The following is an 18,456-nucleotide window of genomic DNA, read 5'->3' on the forward strand; positions in this document are numbered from 1 at the left end:
ATACGTCACAATGGAGTCCAAGACCTGGAACCGGACTGCCCGTCGCCCTTCCTGAAACCAGGGCCGGCCAGTGCCGGGACGCGGCTGGGTCACGTCATGGTGATGGGCTACCACGAGAACTCGCCGCAGCTCGTCGAGTCCCGGAAGCTCATCGCCTGGTGCCGCGAGCACGGCATCTCCGCGGACATGCCGTACGGCCAGGCCGAGCACTTCCTGCGCTGACGTCAGAACATGTCGCGGATGGACGGCGGCGGCCCGGAGAACAGGGCCATGGCCGTGCGCACCGACGCGTCGTCCACCCGCACGAAGGCGCCCATCGTGCGCAGCGCCTCCGCCGACATGAAGCCCGTGTACAGCGAGGACAGCGTCCGCACGTTCATCGCCATCCGGCCCTCACCGCCGCGCCGCACGCGCGCCTCGCCGTCGGAGACCTCCAGCACGAAGCGCCCGTGGTTCTCCGGGAACAGCTCGTCCTCCACCTCCAGGTGGAGCGTGCCGGAGAACCCCGCGGGCCAGCCGCGCGCCTGCAGCGCAGTGGCGACATCCAGCACGCGAATCATCCAGTGCATGTGCAGCTTCACGGAGTAGGTCTGCTCCTTGAGCATCCGGAGCAGCGGCTCGTCCCCGCCGCCGAACCACACCGCTTCCGTGGCCAGGGACTGGTGGTCGCCCAGGAAGGACCACAGCCGCAGCGCGGCCTCGCGCGTGTTGGCCACGAAGTCCGACAGGAGCAGCTCCTGCTTCCACCCCTGGAGCTGCTTGCGCACCACGTACAGGTAGCCCTCCACTCCGGACGTGCCCTCCACGAGGTAGCCATGGGCCTGCCCGTCTCGCGGCGTCCGCACGCGGCTCCACACGTAGGCGCCGCGGTCCAGCCAGCCCTGCCGTGAGCGCGCGGTGCGCTGGTAGCACTCGGTGATGGCGGCCTCGTCCCGCGCCTCGATGGCGCGCAGCGACAGGGGGCGCTCGTGGAAGCTCAGCGACGGCACCTGGACGCGGTACTCGTAGCGGGCGCCGGCCTGCTCATAGCCCACGCGCCGGTAGAGGGGCTGGGTGGCGGGGTACAGCGTGGACAGCGGAGCCCCGGTGGCGCGGGCATCGCGCAGCAGGTGGGTCATCAGGGTCGTCGCGGTGCCGTGTCCCCGGTAGACAGGGTGCACGCCCACGCCACCCACGCCGACAGTCGGGACGCTGCGCCCGCCGTACCACTGGCCCATCTTCATGTAGACCAGGGTGCCGACCACCTGCCCGTCGTGGCGCAGCAGCCGCAGGTCGTCCCGGCCGACGCGCTGGGCCCAGGCCAGCGCATCCGCGGCAGACATGGCGTACGACTGCTGCATCACCTCCGCCGCGGCTGCCAGCTCCTGCTCGTCTCGCGGCTGCCCGTAGTCTCCCGACGTCGTCTCCACGTGGTTCCCCTTCCCGGCTCGCGCCCGGCGCGCGCTGAAATGCGTAGCACGCTCAGGACGGGAGGGTCAGCCTGTCCAGCAGCAGGCCGAAGAAGGCTCCGTCACCGCGAAAGCACCAGCCCAGGTGGGTGTGGCATGCGGAACAGTGCGCCACCTGCCACAGGAAGCCGGGGAACCACGTCTCCTCGGCGGTGGGAGGCCCGTCCGCGGTGCAGCCCTCCGCCAGGGCGAAGCAGCCGAAGTGGAAGACGATGCCGAACGGGTTCACCCGCGTGTGCGCATGCCGGCCGCTGACGGCGATGCGATGGCGCTCGCGCGTCACCGGGTGACCGCACCGCGCGCAGCACAGCGGCGTCTCCGGCTCCCGCGTCTCCAGGGACTGCTCCGCTTCCGCCTCGGGCGTCTGGGGCGCGCCGGAGGCAGACCCCTTGAGCCGGTATTCCCCACCGGGGTGCCACTCCGCCCCGTGACTGGCCGCCTGCATCCACCCTCCCGAGCCTGGGCCCACGGCGCTCAGGTAACACCGGTGCGCGCGAAGCGGGAGGGGCCCGGCGCTCACAGGGAGGCGCGCTGCCGCATCTTCACGTAGAACGAGGGCGCGAGCAGGAAGGCGAACGTCGCATCGCCGAAGCCCAGCAGGTCGCCGTCTCGCACGTGCAGCTCACCGCCCGGCTCCAGCTGCTTCGCGTTGATGAAGGTGCCGTTGCTGGAGCGCAGGTCCACCAGCGTGCAGCCCGCGGCGGGGCCGTGCCAGCACAGCTGCGCGTGGCGCTTGGAGACGGAGGGCTCGTTCACCACCAGGTCACAGTCCGGCTGGCGGCCCACGGTGAGCACGTCCTGGCCCTCCACGGGCGGCAGCGTGGCCACGGTGAGCGCGTCGAAGTGGAGCCAGAGGGCCACCTGCTGCCGCTCCAGGCTGGGGATGTCGCGAGCCATCGTCGTGCGCGCGGCGCCCATCTTCAGCGCCAGCTGCGCCATCACCGGGCTGGGCGGCTTCTGCACCAGCACGAAGGGCCCCACCTGGCGGCAGAAGAACGACTCGGTCAGCTGCCTGCTCAGCGCTCGCAGCTCCTGGACGGTCATCATGATGGAAGGCTCCCCCGTGTCATTCCCGCGCGGCGTGCTCGTCGCGAGCCTGCACGATATGCCGGTAGGGCACCACGCGCACCAGCTCCGCGAGCGTCGTCGTCCTCGCCGCGACCTTGTCCACCGCGTCCTCCACCAGCGTCCGCAGGCCGTGCTGGCGCGCGTGGCGGCGCAGCTCCACGGCGGGCGCGCCCCGGCCGATGAGGTCCTGCAGGTCCGGGTCCACCACCAGCAGCTCGAAGATGCCGGAGCGGCCCCGGTAGCCGGTGTGCTGGCACGCCTCGCAGCCCCGCCCCGCGTAGGGCTGCACGCCCTTCAGCAGCCCGCCGAGCAGCGCCTCCTGCTCCTCGGTGGGGCGGACGGGCTCCTGGCACTTCTCGCAGATGCGGCGCACCAGTCGCTGGGCCAGCACCGCCAGCAGTGAGTCGCTGATGTCCACGTCATCCAGCTTCAGCCCGCGCATGCGGGCCACCGCGCCCACGGCGTCGGCGGTGTGCAGGGTGCCCAGCACCACGTGGCCCGTGGCGGCGGCCATGAGGGCCGTGCTGCCCGTCTCCAGGTCGCGAATCTCGCCGACCAGCATGACGTTGGGGTCCTGCCGCAGCATGGCCCGCAGCAGCGTCGCGTGCGGCATCTGCGCCGTCACCTGCTTCTGGTTCACCTTGGGGACGTAGTACTCGATGGGGTCCTCGGCGGTGATGATCTTCCGCCGGCCGTCATTGAGCCGGGCCAGCGCCGAGTACAGCGTCGTCGTCTTGCCGCTGCCCGTGGGCCCGGTGACGAGCACCAGCCCCTCCGGGTTGGACAGGAGCCGGAGGAAGAGCGTCTGCATGTCCGGCGACATGCCCAGCCGCTCCACCGGCACCAGGCCCACGTCGGCGTCGAGGATGCGGATGACCACGTCCTCGCCCACGGGGCTCGGCACCACGCTGACGCGGAAGTCCACCAGCTTGCGGCCGCTCGCGCCCTCCACGAGCGCCCGGAGCCGGCCGTCCTGCGGGCGGCGGCGCTCGGTGATGTCCAGCCCGGCCAGCAACTTGATGCGGCTGACCACCTCCGGCAGCGAGCGCGGGTCGATGTCCGTGTACGACTGGTGGAGGATGCCGTCGACGCGGTAGCGCAGGTCGACGTCGTCGAAGTAGCCCTCCAGGTGGATGTCGGACGCCTTCAGCTCCACGGCGGTGGAGAGCACGTGGTCCACCAGCTCCACGGCGGAGGGCGCCTGGGACAGCGGCACCCGCGTCTTGAGCGTGAGGTCCGCCGTGACGCGAGGCCCCGCGCCGAAGCCCAGCTCCAGCGCGGACTCGACTTCGTAGTGGTTGAGGCGGATGGGAACGAGGGGGCGCCGCAGGAACTCGGTGATGAGCTCGAGGACGGCCCGGTTGTCCGGCTGCACCATGCCCACCGTGACCGGCGCGTCGGTGGCGGTGGGGTCCACCTTGCCCAGCACCACCACCTGGTTGCGCCGGCAGAAGGACTCCGGCAGCAGCCGGAGCGAGGGACGGTCCAGGGTGAACTGGGAGAGCTCTGAGAAGGGCGGGACGTCCGACATGACGCCCCGGATTATCAGGTAGGCGCGTCAGGCGTCGAGGACCGCCCGGGCCAGCGGACCGAGGCGCGCCGGGTCGGCACTCACTCCGATTGGTACGCCGACGGGGCCCCCGACCTCGCGGCGCCGGCTTGCGCCCCTTCGACCGGCCCGGGACTCCCACCGCCCATGGCGGCCCCTACCTGAAAGAAAACGGCGGGCCAGGTCACGTTCGCGCGTGCTGTCCGGTCTTGCCTGCATGACCCTACGACTCCTCGTGCTTGGCGCGACAGGCAAGACCGGAACCCACATCCTCGACCTTGCGCTCGCGCGCGGGCACCAGGTGACGGCGTTCGTCCGTTCACCCCAGAAAATCGTGCGGCGCCACCCGGCGCTCTCCATCGTCCAGGGCGACCCGATGCAGGTGAACGCGCTCGCCCAGGCGCTTCCCGGGCATCACGCCGTCCTCTCCGCCCTCGGCCCATCGGGGCGGGAGGCCTTCCAACCGAACTCGCTCCTGGCCGAGTGCGCGGCCAGCACGGTGGCGGCGATGGAGCGGGCGTCCGTCACTCGCCTCGCCATGGTCTCCGCGGCGCTGCTGTTCCCCGGAGGGGGCCTGCGTTTCGCCCTCTTCCGCCGGCTGATTCGTCACCACCTCCGAGACCTCGTCGCCGCCGAGGCCGTGATTCGCGCCACTCCCTTCGACTGGACGCTCGCGCGACCGCCACGACTGGTCGAAGCACCGGAGGAGACCTACCGAAGCGAGCGCGAAGCGCTGCCCACCGGCGCGTGGTCGATGTCGTTCCGAGCCGTGGGGGCGTTCCTGCTCGATTGCATCGAGCAGGGAGCTCACACACGAGAAGTCGTCGGGCTTGCTCGGCGGTAGCATGGCGCGTGCATCCCTTGTCACCCAACGGAGTGCTCATGCTCGCCAGGTTCCCCTGATGGAAGGTCGGCTGTCGTTGGCGCGCCGCGTGGAGGCCTTCGAGTCGTGCCGTCACGAGCTCGTTGCGCTGTCGTACCGCATGCTCGGGGACCTCGGCCGCGCCGAGGACATGGTCCAGGAGGCCTGGCTGCGGTGGCAGGGCCACGAGGGCGACGTGGAGTCGTCGAGAGCGTTCCTCGTCACCGTCGTCACCCGCCTCTGCCTGAACGAGCTCGGCTCCGCCCGGGCGCGTCGGGAGGAGGCCCGCCCCGACCGCCTGCCCGAGCCCGTCGACCTCGACGATGGCGGCATCGCTCGGGTCGAGCGCGTGGAGCAGGTCTCCATGGCCTTCCTCGTCGCGCTCCAGCGCCTGACGCCCGCCGAGCGGGCCGTCCTGCTGCTCCACGAGGTCTTCGACTTCGGCCATCAGGAGATTGCCGAGCTCGTCGGCAACACCGCGGCGGCGTGCCGCAAGCTGCTCGAGCGCGCGCGCCGGAGCCTGGCGACCGAGCGGCGGATGCAAGCGGCCTCGCAGGAGGAGCATCGTCGCCTGCTCGCGGCCTTCCTGCAGGCAGCGTCAGGCGGTGACGTCCAGGGAATCGTCCGGCTCCTCGCCGAGGATGCGGTCATGGTGACCGACGGCGGGTCCGAGGGGCGCAGGTTTGCCGGCCAGCGCAACCTCTCGCAGCCCCTGCGGAACGCTGTACGCATTGCCGCCTTCGTCGTCGCGACCACGCGGCGCACCGCGAGCGCGCTCCGGGTCGAGGAGCGCCAGCTGAACGCCCAGCCGGCCGCCGTGTTCTGGAACGGCGACCAGCCCTTCGCGGCGCTGCTGCTCGCGGTCGCCGATGGGAAGGTCCAGCGCGTGTACTTCCATGCCGACCTGCGGCGCCTGGGCCATCTCGGTCGTCCGGTTGACGCGTGACGCCCGCCGGGGCTCTGCCCCCGCGCCCCACCGAGAAACCGTGAGGCACTCGTCCGCCCAGGACTCGGAATGAAAGGTCTTGCCCGGGGCGCCAGGGGACATCTTGGGCGTCATGAGGACCAGGACCGCGAACCGCCTGGTGTGCAGCGCGTTGCCGACGTGCTTGGCGAAGCGCTCCAGGCTCTGGACGCCCATGGCCATGTCATCCACGACGATGAGGTCGGCGGACTCCGCCGCGAGCTCGAAGTCGAGCAGCTTCCGCTCGACCCACCGAGTCGACGCGAGCTTCAGCTCCGGGTCCACACTGCACCGGCGGCAGAGCTCCCGCCCTGCATCCAGCGACTGGCGCAGGGCATCGGCAACTGCCCCAGCAGCGCTCTTCCCGCGGAAGTACTCCCACCAGGGAGGCCTCCGGTTCGCCAAGGTATTCGCTCGGGCGATGCGGAGCTTCGCGGCCCCGGCGGCGGACGACAGGGCCGCCCACAAGCGCCGCTCGTCCTCATGCGACCAGCCCCCGGGCAGCACCAGTCCGACGCTCAGCCCCCGCCGCAGCTTGAAGTTCGGGAAGCCATAGGCTCCCAGCTTCCGATGGCGACATCCAGCTCCGCGAACTCCACTTCAGACCCCCAATCGAGTGGGCAGACTCAACCACACGTTTCGTGACGACAGGGGCCGCTTGCCGCACGGGCTGCGCGAGGCCGGTGCGTCAGGCGTCGAGCACCGCCAGGTCCAGCTGACCGAGGCGCGCAGGGTCGGCAATCACCTCGATTGCGGCAATCCGCTCCTGGGTCAGCGTGAAGCGAAGCACCAGGCGCAGCCGGCCCTGCGGCGCCATCACGAGCCCCACCGCTCCATTGATGAGCGCCAGCTCGGAGACCCGGGCGCGCTCGGCATTGGAAATCGACTGCCGGGCCACGTTCCGCGCCCCGCGGACCTCGTTCGGCATCCCCGTCGGCGTGGTGGCGCCGTCGGTGCGGACCACTGCGTCCGGGTCGAGCACCGCGACGAGCGCGTCGAAGTCACCGGCGCGCGTGGCCGCGAGGAAGGCGCCGACGATGCCGCGCTGGCGGGTGAGCTCGGTCTCGGGAAGCGGTTCCACGCCCTGGACCCGGCGGCGCGCGCGGCTGGCGAGCTGCCGCGCCGCCGTCGACGAGCGCCCCACGATGGGGGCAATCTCATCGAAGGACACGGCGAACATGTCGTGCAGCACGAAGGCGATGCGCTCGGCGGGCGTCAGGGCCTCGAGCACCACGAGCAGCGCGAGCCCCACCGAGTCGGCCATCTGCATCTCGTGCTCGGCGTCCTTCCCGTCCGAGGGGACGTCCATCGGCTCGTGAGCCTGCTCCCCCTGGACCTCTTCTTCACGGCGGGCGCGGCGGGAGCGCAGCATGTCCAGGCACACCCGGGCGACCACGGTCGTCAGCCAGCCATTCAGGTTCTGGACGCCGCTCGTGTCGGCGCGGCTGAGGTGGAGCCAGGACTCCTGGACGGCATCCTCCGCCTCACTGAGCGAGCCGAGCATCCGGTAGGCCACGCCCCGCAGGTGGGTCCGGTGGGCCTCGAACCGCTCCGCCAGCCACTTCCTTTCGTCCATCGGTCACATTCCTTTTTCGGGTTCCGTCATCGCGGTGACGCACGAAACCCGGCCGATGTGACCAGCAGCCCGCTGTTCACTCCGAGGCCCTTTAAAGGAGCGCGGTCATGAAGTCACGGATGAGCAACCCGGCGATGGTGGTTCCCGACGCGATGAAGGCCCTGATGAACCTGGGCGCCGTCACCAAGAACGGCGCGGTACCCGCGAAGACGCTGGCCCTGGTCCACCTGCGCGCCAGCCAGCTCAACGGCTGCAGCTTCTGCGTGGACATGCACCCCCGCCACGCGAAGAAGGAGGGAGAGACGGACGAGCGGCTCCTCGCGGTGGGGGCCTGGCGCGACACGCCCTACTTCAATGACGCCGAGCGCGCCGCGCTGGCGCTCACCGAGGCCATCACCCGGCTCAGCGACCGCTCCGACCCCGTCCCCGACGACATCTGGAACGAGGCGGCGCGGCACTACGACGAGCGCGCGCTCGGGACGCTGGTCCTGTCCATCAGCCTGGTCAACCTCTGGAACCGCCTCAACGTCGCCACCCGGCAGGTGGTGGACCCCAACAACCGCTGGGGCGGGTGAGCCGCCCGGGCACACGAGGCCGAACGGCGCTCAGCCAGCCGGAGCCAGGGTGCAGGCTCCGGCTGCGCGCTGTGCTTGCGGCTCTGACGCCTACTCCTTCGGCATCGTGCCCACGTAGCGGGAGGCGGGGCGGATGAGCTTGCCGGTGGCCCGCTGCTCGGCGACGTGCCCGAGCCAGCCCGCGACGCGGCCACAGGCGAAGGCCGTGGAGAACAGCGTCCGGTCGAGTCCCACCGTGTCGAGCAGCACGGCCGTGTAGAACTCCACGTTGGCGCGCAGCGGGCGATCCGGGTAGCGCTGGCGGAGCAGCTCCTCGGCGGCGCGCTCCACCGCCCGGGCCAGCGCGAGCCGGTCGGTCCGCAGCCCGCCGCGCTCCAGTCGCTCGATGGCGCGCTCCAGCACGGCCGCGCGAGGATCTCGCACGCGGTAGATGCGGTGGCCCATGCCCATGATGCGGCGGCCGGCCTTCAGCTCTCCTTCCAGCCACGAAGCCGCGTTCTCCGGTCGGGAGATGGCATCGAGCATGTCCAGCACGGGACCCGGCGCCCCACCATGGAGCGGGCCCTTGAGCGCGCCGAGGGCGCCCACCGTGGCGGACACCGCATCCGAGCCGGTCGAGGTGATGACTCGCGCGGTGAACGTGGAGGCATTCAGGCCATGGTCGGAGACGGTGACCAGGTACGCGTCGAGCCCGGCGGCGCGCTCGGGCTGGTGCTCTCCGGTGACCATGCGCAGCAGGTCCGCGGCATGGGGCAGCCTGGAATCCGGCCGCACGGGCGCCAGCCCGCGCCTGCGCCGGGCCCACGCGCCCGTGAACACCGCGGCGGCGCCTGTCAGCAGGAGGAACGTCTCCTGCTCGTTGCCCGGCTGGCTGGGGACATGGGCCATCGCGGCCCGGAGCGCGTCCATCCCATCCTCGGCCGAGAGGGCATTGCCCAGCCCCTCCAGCAGCCCGAAGGCCCGCACGCGAGCCTCCCCGAGGGCGGCCTGGAGCGAGGAGGGCAGCGGCTGCTGGGCGTACGGCGCCCACAGCCTCGCGCACACCTCCTCGAAGGAGACGGCGCCCGCGAGCGCCTCCACATCACTTCCGGCGATGACCAGCCGTCCACGCTCGCCGTCCACGTCGCTCAGCCGGGTCTCCGCGACCACGACCCCATCAAGCCCCGCCTGCAGTGCTGCCTCTGTCGTGCCCATGTGCTCGGGTTCCTCCTGCACAGGAGTAAGAACCGGCCACGAGCCTGGAAACTCGATTCGACTATCGACATGACTGTGCCCCTGTACGCCGGGGGCAGGGACGGCTTCTATTGGCCGCCATCGTGACTGCCAGGACGTGAGGTCGCGGGGCGCGGGGGGGAGAGGACGGGCATGTAGCACGCGCCCTTGTACAGGTAGGTGTCCTCGTCGCATTTCTTCTGGTCCGTCGGGGGAACCTTCCGCCAACAACCGCCGTTGATGGGAATTTGCATACTGCCGGGACAACGGCCGCTGGAGTCTGCACGCCGCTGCCCTGGAATGGGATTCGGCGGTATCTCCAGTGCGATGGACGACCACGCGAAGGGGGCTCGCTCAGGAGCTACCGGGGCTGTCAACACAGAGTCGCCCACCGCGACAGTGCCACCATCCCTCGACTCCTCCTGTGCCAACGCGTGGAGCTCTGTGGGCTCCTCTTTCGTAGGCCTGCTCTGCATCCACGCGACTCCCAACGCGAACGCCGCTCCCAGGCTGGCCGCCGCGAGCCTGGGGCGCCAATGCTCCCCCTGGGGCCGAAGAGTTGGCTGCACGCCTCCACGCGCAAGCTCCTGCCGGACAAAGAGCGGCACATCCGCATCGGGTCCCGCACCCCGGGCAGCCCGCTCCAGCGCCACCGCGAGCTCGCCGGCACTGCCGCGCGCCTCCGGCTCAATCGCGATCATCCGTGACACGAGGGCACTCAACTCCTCGCTGCACCGGCTGTTGCGCGCACGCGGAGACAGGGGCGGAATGCCCTCCAGGTACCAGCGGCGTGAAGCCTCGTCCGTCGCGTCCACCGATACGGGGTACTCCTCAGTCACCAGGTGATACGCGGTGACACCCAGCGCGAAGACATCATCCGCGGGCCCGGGTGCATACGGCACCGACATGTCTCCCTGGCGGCGAAGCACGTGCCTCCAAGCCTCCGGGGAGCGGTAGTTCGGCGTGCCAGGAGGAAACGGCGGCGGGGTCAGCGTGGCGGCGCCCAGGAAATGCCCGGAGCCGAAGTCGGTGAGGAAGACGCGGCCGTCCGAGTGCCGCACCAGCACGTTGTCGCCCTTCACGTCACGGTGCACCCCTCCGGCGACATGGGTGGCCTCCAGTGCCCGCGCCAGGACCGCGAGCAGCTTCAGTGCCTGACGAGAAGTGGGCGGGTTGCTATGCGCCCAGGCATACAGCGACATGCCCTCCACCCACTCCATGGCGAGGTAGGGGTAGCGCGTGCCCTTCGCATCCTTCCAGTGCCCTGAGCCCCACAGCCGGGGGACGGCCGGATGATGGATGCGGGAGAGCAGCTCCTCCTCACGGGGGAAGCGGGTGTCACGAGGGTAGAGGGCCAGCTTGAGGGCCACAGGGCTCGGTGCGTCGTGCTCGATATCCACCGCGAGGTAGACGGCCCCGTAGGTGCCAATGCCGCGCCGGTCTACAACGCGCCACGGGCCCACCTGGGTACCCGGGGGAAGACGTGCTGGATTCATGGGGCCAGGTTCCATGACGTGCCTTGCGGAAGGACGCAGCGATACAACCGCGTCCGGCGAGACTACTCGCGGAGTAGGCCGAAGTCAGCGCTATCCCACGGGTTCACGCCTCATCCAGGCCGTGCGTGGATGGGTCATGCATGAGCCGGCGAAAGCCTCGCCCCCCAGGCGGAAGGAACGTTCCTTCCAGGCTCCAGGTGAATCGAGCCCCCCGACAACCGCCATGCGGTGAGCCGCACCGGACAGCGCTAGCGGAGGGTCGGAGGCTCCAGCCGGAGCGGCCCTCCCGTCATGCGCGAGAGCCAGCGCCCCAGGTGGATGAGAGCGCGCGGAGAACGGCGCCGGGTGAGCAGGCACCTGCTCATGCCAGGTGCCAGGACGAAGAGGTTGAAGTCGCGCCTGCCCTCATCGCCCATCTGCTGCTCGACGGAGAAGCTCGCCGGGCGGTACTGCGTGCGCCGGAGGCCAAAGATGCCGCGGGAGCGGTCGATGAAGGTTCCCTTCTGGACCTCCCACTGCTCGTACCCGTACCAGGCTCGCGCCGCCCTCACCCCCGCCAGGGCCGCCAGGACGACCAGGCCCCACAGGAGGTAGCTGTCCATCAGCGCTTCCCCACTGGCCCGGAGCCTCCCCACGAGCAGGACCGCGCCCACGCCGAAGTAGAACGCGACAAGCCCTCGCCGCCGTGCCTTCCGCATGCGCAGGTAGCGGGACGTCCTGAGGAACCAGTTGCCGTCCGGGCCGGTCTCCAGCTCCCAGCCTGGCGGAGTGCGCGCCGCGACGTCCTCCGGGTTCTGGTGCATCCCGAAGAACGCCATCATCCTGTCCGCCAGCTCCTGGTGTTGCGCGTCCGTGCCGGCCTGGGCCAGCTCCACCCGCCTGCCATCGGCCATGAGTGCCACGAGCGAGCCACCCGGGACGCCGGGGTCCACGTCCGCCACCTCGGCACGGGCCAGGTGGCGCTTCGAGCGCCACAGGCCCAGCCGCCACACGCGCGTCACGCCCTCGCGGGTGATGGTGAGCGTGTCCTCACTCCACATCAGCCCCAGGGCATTGCGCCAGGCGACGAAGACCTTCGGAATCACCCACCACAGGCCCCCCGTCGTGATGAGCGTCATCCCCACCAGGTAGCCGGCGGGCTCCGGAACACCCGTCAACGCCCCGGGCGAGACCCACTCCTGGATGGCGGAGCCCAGCATCCCCCCGAAGCAGACCAGCAACCCGGCACCGGTACAGAGCCAGAGCCCGAGGACGGCCACGATGAAGAAGCGCCACTTCCCCGTGGGCCGAAGCCGGGCCGTCCCCTCGTCTGAGTTCAGCTTCAGCCACATCCGGACATGCTCCCGAGCCTTCTTCCATCCCGATGTTACTCCCCGTGTAGGACGCGGACCACGCCCCCCGCCCCGCTGCTATCCTCCCTCGGCATGAAGCGCCCCTCCGAGCCCGACGCGCCCATCATGCCGTCGCTGCTCGTCTTCGCCATCGCGGTGCTCGTCTTCGGCTCTCCGCTGCGCCGGCTGTGGCTGGCGGAGGGTGCGCCCGGCTACCTGCCCTTCGCGGTGTGGCTGGGCGTCATCGCCCTGGGCGGCTGGGCGGCGCACCGGAGTGGTGGTGGCCATGACACTTGAGCTGGGCTCGCTCGTCGCGGCGTCCGTCGCGTACCTGCTCCTGCTCTTCCTCGTCGCCTACGCCGCGGAGCGGGGCCTCATCCCCGCGCGCATCACCCAGCACCCGCTGGTGTACTCGCTGGCACTGGGCGTGTACGCCACGTCCTGGTCCTACTTCGGCAGCGTGGGGTATGCGGCCCGGCACGGCTTCCGCTACCTGGGCATCTACCTGGGCGTCACGCTGGCCTGCCTGCTCGTCCCCGTGCTGTGGCGCCCGATGCTGCGGCTCACGCGCGAGCTGCAGCTCACCTCGCTGGCGGACGTGCTGGCCTTCCGCTACCCGGGCCAGTCCACCGGCACGGCGGTGACGCTGTTCGTGCTGGCCGGCAGCCTGCCCTACCTGGCGCTGCAGGTGCGCGCCGTCGTCGAGTCCGCGAAGGTGCTCAGCCCCAACGCCTCGCCCACGGCGATTGGCCTGGGCTTCTGCCTCGTGCTCATCGGCTTCTCCGTGCTCTTCGGCGCGCGGCACCTCACCCCGAGGGAGCGGCACGAGGGGCTGATGCTGGCCATCGCCTTCGAGTCGGCGGTGAAGGTGGTGGCGCTGGTGGCGGTAGGTGTGTGGGCGGTGTTCTCCGTGTTCGGCGGCGTGGACGGGCTGCTTGCCTGGCTGGACGCGCACCCGGAGGCGGTGGAGGGGCTGAAGCGCCCCGCGCGCGACGCGTCCTGGGCGCCGCTGCTGGTGCTGTCGTGCGCGGCGGCCTTCCTCACGCCCCGCAGCTACCACGTGGCCTTCACCGAGGCGCCGGAGCGGGACGCGCTCTCCACGGCCACGTGGGCCTTCCCGCTGGTGCTGCTGGTGATGAACCTGGTGGTGCCGGTGGTGCTGTGGAGCGGCGACGCGCTGGGGCTGCCCTGGCCCGCGGACTTCCACGTGCTGGCGGTGCCTGCGTCGCGTGGGGCCACGGGGCTGGCGCTGGTGGCCTTCCTCGGCGGCATCTCCGCGGCGAGCGCCATGGTCATCGTCACCACGCTGGCGGTGGCGCCCATGTGCCTGACGCACCTGGTGCTGCCGTTGGGGTACGCGCGCGGCCAGCCACACCTGTACGGCTGGCTGCTGTGGGCGCGCCGGCTGCTCATCGCCATCATCATCCTGGCGGGCTACGGCTTCTACCGGCTGCTGGACACGCGCGGCACGGGGCTGGTGGACCTGGGGCTGGTGTCCTTCGTGGGCGTGGCGCAGTTCGCTCCCGGAGTGCTGGGGCTCCTCTTCTGGAAGCGAGGCACGCGGCCGGGCTTGCTGGCGGGACTGGGCGTGGGGGCCGCGGCGTGGGCGGTGACGCTGGTGGTGCCGCTGTGGGCCTCGCCCGGCGTGGTGGCCTGGACGCACCGCATGGCGGAGCTGCTGGGCTTCCCGTCGGGAGAGCCGTGGGGCTTCTCCACCTTCGCGTCGCTGTCGCTGAACACGCTGGCCTTCGTGGGTGTGTCCCTGGCCACGCGGCAGTCGCCCGAGGAGGCGGAGGCCGCGCGGGCCTGCACGCGTGAAGCGCCCGCGCTGACCTCGGGAGGCGTGGTGGCGGGCTCGCCGGAGGAGTTCCGCCAGCGGCTGGCACCCCTGCTGGGCGAGGAGGCCGCGGCGGCGGAGGTGGACCGCGCCCTGGCGATGCTGAGTCTGCCCTCGGACGAGCGGCGGCCCGCGGAGCTGCGCCGGCTGCGCGACGCGGTGGAGCGCAACCTGTCGGGCCTCATCGGCCCGGTGCTGGCGCGGCTCGCGGTGGAGGAGGCGCTGCGCCTGGAGCCCGGGGCGCGCATGGCGCTGGCCGAGCAGCTGCGCTTCGTGGAGGAGCGGCTGCGGGACGCGAGGGTGATGCAGGGGGCGCCCGTCCTCGCGCTGGAGGCCGTGCGCCGCTACCTGCGCCACGTCCTGGAGGACCTGCCCCTGGGCGTCTGCGCGGTGGGGCCGGACGGCGAGGTGGTCATCTGGAACGCGGCGCTGGAGCGGCTGTCGGGCGTGGAGCCGGGCGCGGTGCGAGGCCATGCGCTGGCCGCGCTGCCGGAGCCGTGGGGCACGCTGCTGTCGGGCTTCGCCTCGGGGGCGGAGGGAGACACGGAGGCGCGCATCACGGTGGCGGGAGGCGAGCGCATCCTCCGGCTGCACCGCTCGCGGCTGGAAGGCGGGAGCACGTCGGAGGGCATGGCGCTGCTGGTGGAGGACCTGACGGAGCGCAAGGCGGTGGACGCGCGGCTGGCGCACCAGGACCGGCTGGCGTCGCTGGGCCGGGTGGCGGCGGGCGTGGCGCACGAGATTGGCAACCCGCTGACGGCGATTGCCAGCCTGGCGCAGAACCTCAAGTACGAGCTGGAGGACGCGGACGCGGTGCGAGAGCGCGTGGGCCTCATCCTCCAGCAGTGCCGGCGCATCGACGCGATTGTCCGGACACTGGTGGGCTTCAGCCATGCGGGCACGGTGGGCGGGGAGGCCCGGCCCTTCACCCGGGTGGCGGTGGGCCCGCTGCTGGCGGAGGCGGTGCAGCTGGCGAGGCTGGCGCGCGGCTCCCGGAAGGACCGCGGCCTGCGCTTCGAGCACCGCTGCCGGGAAGGGCTGGAGGTGCGCGGCGATGCGCAGCGGCTGGAGCAGGTGCTGGTCAATCTCCTGACGAATGCCATCGACGCCTCGCCCGAGGGCGGGCTGGTGGAACTGGAAGCGGAAGCCGACGACGCGGGGGTGCACGTGCGGGTATCGGACCGGGGCCATGGGATTCCGCCGGAGCTGGCGCAGCGCATCTTCGAGCCCTTCTTCACGACGAAGCAGCCTGGGGAGGGCACGGGCCTGGGGCTCGCGCTGGTGGCGGGAATCGTGCGGGAGCACGGAGGCGTGATGCGGGTGGACAGCCGGCCGGGGGGAGGCACTAGCGTCACGGTGAGCCTGCCGGAGGCGCGCCAGGAGCCGCTGAGCGCGCGTCCCGCTCGGGGGGCCCTGGCATGAGTCGCATCCTGGTCATCGAGGACGAGCCCATCATCCGCACGGAGCTGCGCCGGCTGCTGGTGCGCGCGGGGCACGACGTGTCGGAGGCGGGCTCGGTGCAGGAGGCGTCGGTCGACTACGCGCTGGACTCGTTCGACCTGGTGCTGTCGGACCTGCGGCTGCCGGGCGCTCCGGGCACGGACGTCATCGCGATGTGTCCCGGTGTGCCGGTGCTCATCATGACGAGCTACGCCACGGTGAAGTCGGCGGTGGACGCGATGAAGCTGGGCGCGGTGGACTACATCGCCAAGCCGTTCGACCACGACGAGCTGCTGATGCAGGTGGAGCGGGTGCTGCGCGAGGGGAAGCTGACGCGGCAGAACGCGGCGCTGAAGCGCGAGGTGGAGCAGGCGTACTCGGTGGGAGGAATGGTGGGCACCTGCGCGGCCATGCGCGAGGTGTTCGAGCGCATCCGCAAGGTGGCCCCCTCCCCTGCCACGGTGCTGGTGCTGGGCGAGTCCGGCACGGGCAAGGAGCTGGTGGCGCGGGCCATCCACGCCCAGAGTCCCCGGACGGACGGGCCACTGGTGGCGGTGAACTGCGCGGCGATTCCAGAGGGGCTGCTGGAGAGCGAGCTGTTCGGCCACGAGAAGGGCGCCTTCACCGGGGCGCAGGCGGCGCATGCGGGGCTGGTGGAGGCGGCCCACGGCGGCACGCTCTTCCTCGACGAGATTGGCGAGCTGCCGGCGGCCGCGCAGGCACGCCTCCTGCGCATGCTGCAGGACGGAGAGGTGCGGCGGGTGGGCTCGACGCGGCCGCGCAAGGTGGACGTGCGGATTGTCGCGGCGACCCACCGGGACCTGCCCCGCCGGGTGCAGGAGGGGGCGTTCCGGCAGGACCTCTACTTCCGGCTGCGGGTGGTGGAGATTCGACTTCCGCCGCTGCGGGAGCGCGGAGAGGACCTGCCCGCGCTGGCGAAGTACCTGCTGGAGCGGGCGTGCCGGAAGCTGGGCCGGACACCGGCGACGTTCTCCCCGGAGGCGCTGCTGGCGCTGACCTCGCACCCCTGGCCCGGCAACGTGCGCGAGCTGGAGAACGCGATTGAGCGCGCGGTCATCCTCGCGGACGGGCCGGTGGTGACACCGGACCTGCTGGCGCTGGAGCTGCCGGGGGGCGCGGAGGCCACGGTTGCCGAGGTGCCCGAGGCCAGCGACAGCACTGCCGAGGAGGCGGACGGCTCACCCGACTCGATGGAGGAGTACTTCCGCCGCTTCGTCCTGGAGCACCAGGAGCACATGGGCGAGACGGAGCTGGCGAAGCGGCTGGGTATCAGCCGCAAGGCGCTGTGGGAGAAGCGCCAGAAGCTCGGCATCCCCCGCACGCGCGCGTGACGCGCGCGTCAGGTCACCGGGCGCCTGTCCGCGGCAGCTTCAGCTCGTCCGCGAAGGCGTTGCGCAGCGCGGAGTCGAAGCCCTTGCCGTACACGTAGACCTCGACGTGCTCGCAGAAGAACGTCGCGCGGGGCTCACCGAACTTCCGCTTGAAGCCCACCATGTCGAGGTTCTCCGTGATGACGAACGTGTAGTCCGAGCGCTCGCCGCGCCGGGCGAGGTACCAGTCGAGGTTGTTGATCCACGGGTACGTGTCGCCGTCTCCCACCACCTGGTTCACCCACAGCCCCGTGCGGGAGAACAGCGAGGCGAGCCTGGCGTTCCAGTAGTCCGCCACGCCCCAGCCCAGCCCATGGCGCTCGCGGTTCGCATCCAGGCACGCGGCAATGCGCGCCTGGTAGCCGGAGACGAAAGGCCCCTCGGTGCGCCACGGGTTGCGAGCGAATGTCACGCCCCAGGCCAGCGCCACCACGCCCAGCGCTCCAGCGCCGAGCGCCCGCTGCCACGTCTCGCGCGGCACCAGTCCTGCCGCGAAGGCCAGGCCGAGGAAGGGGAACAGGAGGGACAGCGGAAGGTAGCGGATGCACGTCGGGTCCTTGAAGAGCCCCGTCACCACCACCGCGCCCGCGTTCGTCCCCAGCGCGAGCACCCCGAAGAGGCACACCGCGTACACGCCCCACCGCTCGGACGCGGGCGCGGTCCACTGCCTGCACCGCACCACCAGCACCGCCACGGCGGCCAGCATCACGGCGACCCACAGGGCCGTCAGCCCCGGAGCTTCCCGTGCCCGCTCCCCCACCGCGAGCCCGAGCTGCCGGAGGCCCTCCACCGACTCCTCCAGGCGCAGCCGCGAGTATCCCGAGGAGCGCCTGCCGGTCAGCCACCGCGCCGCGCGGAAGCCCAGCGCCGTGGACACGCCCAGGATGCCGAGGGTGAGTCCCAGCCGCCGCCAGGACACCGGGCGCCACGCCACCGCGAGCAGCACGAGGCACAGCCCTACGGGCACGGTGAAGGCGACCACGAAGAGCCGGTCCGACGCGCTGGCCAGCAGGCACAGCGCGCCCAGCAGCCACGGCGCCAGCCGCGAAGTCCCACGGAAGGTCCGCAGCGCGAGCGCCAGCCCCGCCACCGCCATCAACGCCACGCTGAAGTGGATGGTGTTGGCCAGGGAGAGCTGCATCACCTCGAAGGTGCCCGCGCCGTAGGCCACCAGCAGCGCGGCCACCACGCAGACGGCCACCACCTGTCCCAGCGCCGCCGCGCCCGGGGGCGCCACCGTGCGCACGAGGAGCTGCGTGGCGAGCACCAGCAGCACGACCTGCACCACGGCGTACAGGAGGACGGCGTACACGAAGGACCCGGACAGGGCCTCGAGCGCGAAGTACAGCGGCATGTCCGGGAAGAAGTACGGCGCGGGCGTCAGCCGCCACCCGCCCCAGCGTCCGCCCAGCTCGAACAGGTCCCGGGACAGCGCCGGCAGGTAGAGGGCGTCCGAGTTGAAGAAGACCACCGGGTCCAGCGTCCCGTCGCTGAAGCGGAAGAACAGGTTCACCAGCGCCAGGCCCAGCAGTGCCCAGGCCCCCGCATGCAGCCACCGGAACGCGGGGGCACTCAGCGCCCCGGAGGGCGGGAGGTGCGAAGGAACGGGGGGCGGGGACATGGCGGGCCTGTGTCTATCCCCACCCGGGGCCCGCTCCAACGGGGTTCTGCCCGGATGGAGGGCGGGCGGCCATGGCGGGGCACGAG

Annotated in this window: 16 protein-coding genes; 7 read left to right on the forward strand and 9 right to left on the reverse strand. The window is 71.5% G+C overall.

Going from position 1 to position 18,456, the window contains the following annotated elements; translation table 11 throughout:
• The first annotated feature begins 96 nt into the window (after positions 1–96).
• Positions 97–222: a hypothetical protein gene (locus LXT23_RS49835; protein WP_256561516.1), complete on the forward strand. Its 126-nt coding sequence runs from the start codon at positions 97–99 to the stop codon at positions 220–222.
• Between the two features lie 2 nt (positions 223–224).
• Here the strand turns inward: LXT23_RS49835 and LXT23_RS36425 are convergent, their stop codons facing one another.
• The 4 genes from LXT23_RS36425 to LXT23_RS36440 form a co-directional block, all read right to left on the reverse strand.
• Positions 225–1,409, reverse strand: coding sequence for a GNAT family N-acetyltransferase (locus LXT23_RS36425; protein WP_253985026.1), 1,185 nt, complete (start codon positions 1,407–1,409; stop codon positions 225–227).
• A 52-nt stretch (positions 1,410–1,461) separates the two neighbouring features.
• Positions 1,462–1,893, reverse strand: a complete 432-nt coding sequence (locus tag LXT23_RS36430) for a cereblon family protein (protein WP_253985027.1) — start codon at positions 1,891–1,893, stop codon at positions 1,462–1,464.
• 71 nt (positions 1,894–1,964) lie between these two features.
• A complete protein-coding gene (locus LXT23_RS36435; protein WP_253985028.1) occupies positions 1,965–2,495 on the reverse strand; it encodes an FHA domain-containing protein in 531 nt (176 codons plus the stop codon).
• 19 nt (positions 2,496–2,514) lie between these two features.
• On the reverse strand, positions 2,515–4,047 hold the full coding sequence (locus LXT23_RS36440) for a GspE/PulE family protein (protein ID WP_253985029.1): 1,533 nt from the start codon (positions 4,045–4,047) through the stop codon (positions 2,515–2,517).
• A 214-nt stretch (positions 4,048–4,261) separates the two neighbouring features.
• Here LXT23_RS36440 and LXT23_RS36445 point away from each other — a divergent pair, with 214 nt between their 5' ends.
• Together LXT23_RS36445 and LXT23_RS36450 are read left to right on the forward strand one after the other, a co-directional pair.
• Complete coding sequence (locus LXT23_RS36445; RefSeq protein ID WP_253985030.1) at positions 4,262–4,909, forward strand: NAD(P)-dependent oxidoreductase; 648 nt, start codon at positions 4,262–4,264, stop codon at positions 4,907–4,909.
• Between the two features lie 58 nt (positions 4,910–4,967).
• Positions 4,968–5,873 carry a sigma-70 family RNA polymerase sigma factor gene (locus LXT23_RS36450; RefSeq protein WP_253985031.1) on the forward strand — a complete coding sequence of 302 codons (906 nt, stop codon included), beginning with the start codon at positions 4,968–4,970 and terminating at the stop codon, positions 5,871–5,873.
• A 706-nt stretch (positions 5,874–6,579) separates the two neighbouring features.
• Here the strand turns inward: LXT23_RS36450 and LXT23_RS36455 are convergent.
• Positions 6,580–7,467: a sigma-70 family RNA polymerase sigma factor gene (locus LXT23_RS36455; RefSeq protein ID WP_253985032.1), complete on the reverse strand. Its 888-nt coding sequence runs from the start codon at positions 7,465–7,467 to the stop codon at positions 6,580–6,582.
• A 107-nt stretch (positions 7,468–7,574) separates the two neighbouring features.
• Here LXT23_RS36455 and LXT23_RS36460 point away from each other — a divergent pair, with 107 nt between their 5' ends.
• Positions 7,575–8,042, forward strand: coding sequence for a carboxymuconolactone decarboxylase family protein (locus tag LXT23_RS36460; protein WP_253985033.1), 468 nt, complete (start codon positions 7,575–7,577; stop codon positions 8,040–8,042).
• Between the two features lie 90 nt (positions 8,043–8,132).
• On the opposite strand, the gene LXT23_RS36465 is transcribed toward LXT23_RS36460, so the two are convergent.
• The 3 genes from LXT23_RS36465 to LXT23_RS36475 all read right to left on the reverse strand — a co-directional run bounded on the left by LXT23_RS36465 (position 8,133) and on the right by LXT23_RS36475 (position 12,081).
• Positions 8,133–9,236, reverse strand: a complete 1,104-nt coding sequence (locus LXT23_RS36465) for a citrate synthase (RefSeq protein WP_253985034.1) — start codon at positions 9,234–9,236, stop codon at positions 8,133–8,135.
• A gap of 107 nt (positions 9,237–9,343) precedes the next feature.
• A complete protein-coding gene (locus LXT23_RS36470; protein WP_253985035.1) occupies positions 9,344–10,750 on the reverse strand; it encodes a serine/threonine protein kinase in 1,407 nt (468 codons plus the stop codon).
• 248 nt (positions 10,751–10,998) lie between these two features.
• Entirely contained in the window at positions 10,999–12,081 is a 1,083-nt protein-coding gene (locus tag LXT23_RS36475) for a hypothetical protein (protein WP_253985036.1), read from the reverse strand.
• Between the two features lie 93 nt (positions 12,082–12,174).
• Between LXT23_RS36475 and LXT23_RS36480 the strand changes: the two genes are divergently transcribed.
• The 3 genes from LXT23_RS36480 to LXT23_RS36490 are packed head-to-tail and all read left to right on the forward strand — an operon-like array spanning position 12,175 to position 16,710.
• The gene (locus tag LXT23_RS36480) at positions 12,175–12,378 is read left to right on the forward strand and encodes a hypothetical protein (protein WP_253985037.1); all 204 of its coding nucleotides are present in this window, start codon (positions 12,175–12,177) and stop codon (positions 12,376–12,378) included.
• Positions 12,368–15,340: an ATP-binding protein gene (locus LXT23_RS36485; RefSeq protein ID WP_253985038.1), complete on the forward strand. Its 2,973-nt coding sequence runs from the start codon at positions 12,368–12,370 to the stop codon at positions 15,338–15,340. Before LXT23_RS36480 ends, LXT23_RS36485 begins: the two co-directional genes overlap by 11 nt.
• Entirely contained in the window at positions 15,337–16,710 is a 1,374-nt protein-coding gene (locus LXT23_RS36490) for a sigma-54-dependent transcriptional regulator (RefSeq protein ID WP_253985039.1), read from the forward strand. Before LXT23_RS36485 ends, LXT23_RS36490 begins: the two co-directional genes overlap by 4 nt.
• A 13-nt stretch (positions 16,711–16,723) precedes the next feature.
• Here the strand turns inward: LXT23_RS36490 and LXT23_RS36495 are convergent, their stop codons facing one another.
• Positions 16,724–18,370, reverse strand: a complete 1,647-nt coding sequence (locus tag LXT23_RS36495) for a hypothetical protein (protein ID WP_253985040.1) — start codon at positions 18,368–18,370, stop codon at positions 16,724–16,726.
• Between the last annotated feature and the right edge of the window lie 86 nt (positions 18,371–18,456).

The organism is Pyxidicoccus xibeiensis, assembly GCF_024198175.1.
In the GTDB taxonomy this organism is placed as follows: Bacteria; Myxococcota; Myxococcia; order Myxococcales; family Myxococcaceae; genus Myxococcus; species Myxococcus xibeiensis.

What these genes read in the sequence shown, in the direction of transcription:
- LXT23_RS36475 (WP_253985036.1), bottom strand. Translation starts at nt 12,081, where the DNA reads ATGTGGCTGAAGCTGAACTCAGACGAGGGGACGGCCCGGCTTCGGCCC.
- LXT23_RS36435 (WP_253985028.1), bottom strand. Translation starts at nt 2,495, where the DNA reads ATGATGACCGTCCAGGAGCTGCGAGCGCTGAGCAGGCAGCTGACCGAG.
- LXT23_RS36490 (WP_253985039.1), top strand. Translation starts at nt 15,337, where the DNA reads ATGAGTCGCATCCTGGTCATCGAGGACGAGCCCATCATCCGCACGGAG.
- LXT23_RS36465 (WP_253985034.1), bottom strand. Translation starts at nt 9,236, where the DNA reads ATGGGCACGACAGAGGCAGCACTGCAGGCGGGGCTTGATGGGGTCGTG.
- LXT23_RS36485 (WP_253985038.1), top strand. Translation starts at nt 12,368, where the DNA reads ATGACACTTGAGCTGGGCTCGCTCGTCGCGGCGTCCGTCGCGTACCTG.
- LXT23_RS49835 (WP_256561516.1), top strand. Translation starts at nt 97, where the DNA reads ATGGTGATGGGCTACCACGAGAACTCGCCGCAGCTCGTCGAGTCCCGG.
- LXT23_RS36450 (WP_253985031.1), top strand. Translation starts at nt 4,968, where the DNA reads ATGGAAGGTCGGCTGTCGTTGGCGCGCCGCGTGGAGGCCTTCGAGTCG.
- LXT23_RS36430 (WP_253985027.1), bottom strand. Translation starts at nt 1,893, where the DNA reads ATGCAGGCGGCCAGTCACGGGGCGGAGTGGCACCCCGGTGGGGAATAC.
- LXT23_RS36480 (WP_253985037.1), top strand. Translation starts at nt 12,175, where the DNA reads ATGAAGCGCCCCTCCGAGCCCGACGCGCCCATCATGCCGTCGCTGCTC.
- LXT23_RS36470 (WP_253985035.1), bottom strand. Translation starts at nt 10,750, where the DNA reads ATGAATCCAGCACGTCTTCCCCCGGGTACCCAGGTGGGCCCGTGGCGC.
- LXT23_RS36460 (WP_253985033.1), top strand. Translation starts at nt 7,575, where the DNA reads ATGAAGTCACGGATGAGCAACCCGGCGATGGTGGTTCCCGACGCGATG.
- LXT23_RS36440 (WP_253985029.1), bottom strand. Translation starts at nt 4,047, where the DNA reads ATGTCGGACGTCCCGCCCTTCTCAGAGCTCTCCCAGTTCACCCTGGAC.
- LXT23_RS36495 (WP_253985040.1), bottom strand. Translation starts at nt 18,370, where the DNA reads ATGTCCCCGCCCCCCGTTCCTTCGCACCTCCCGCCCTCCGGGGCGCTG.
- LXT23_RS36455 (WP_253985032.1), bottom strand. Translation starts at nt 7,467, where the DNA reads ATGGACGAAAGGAAGTGGCTGGCGGAGCGGTTCGAGGCCCACCGGACC.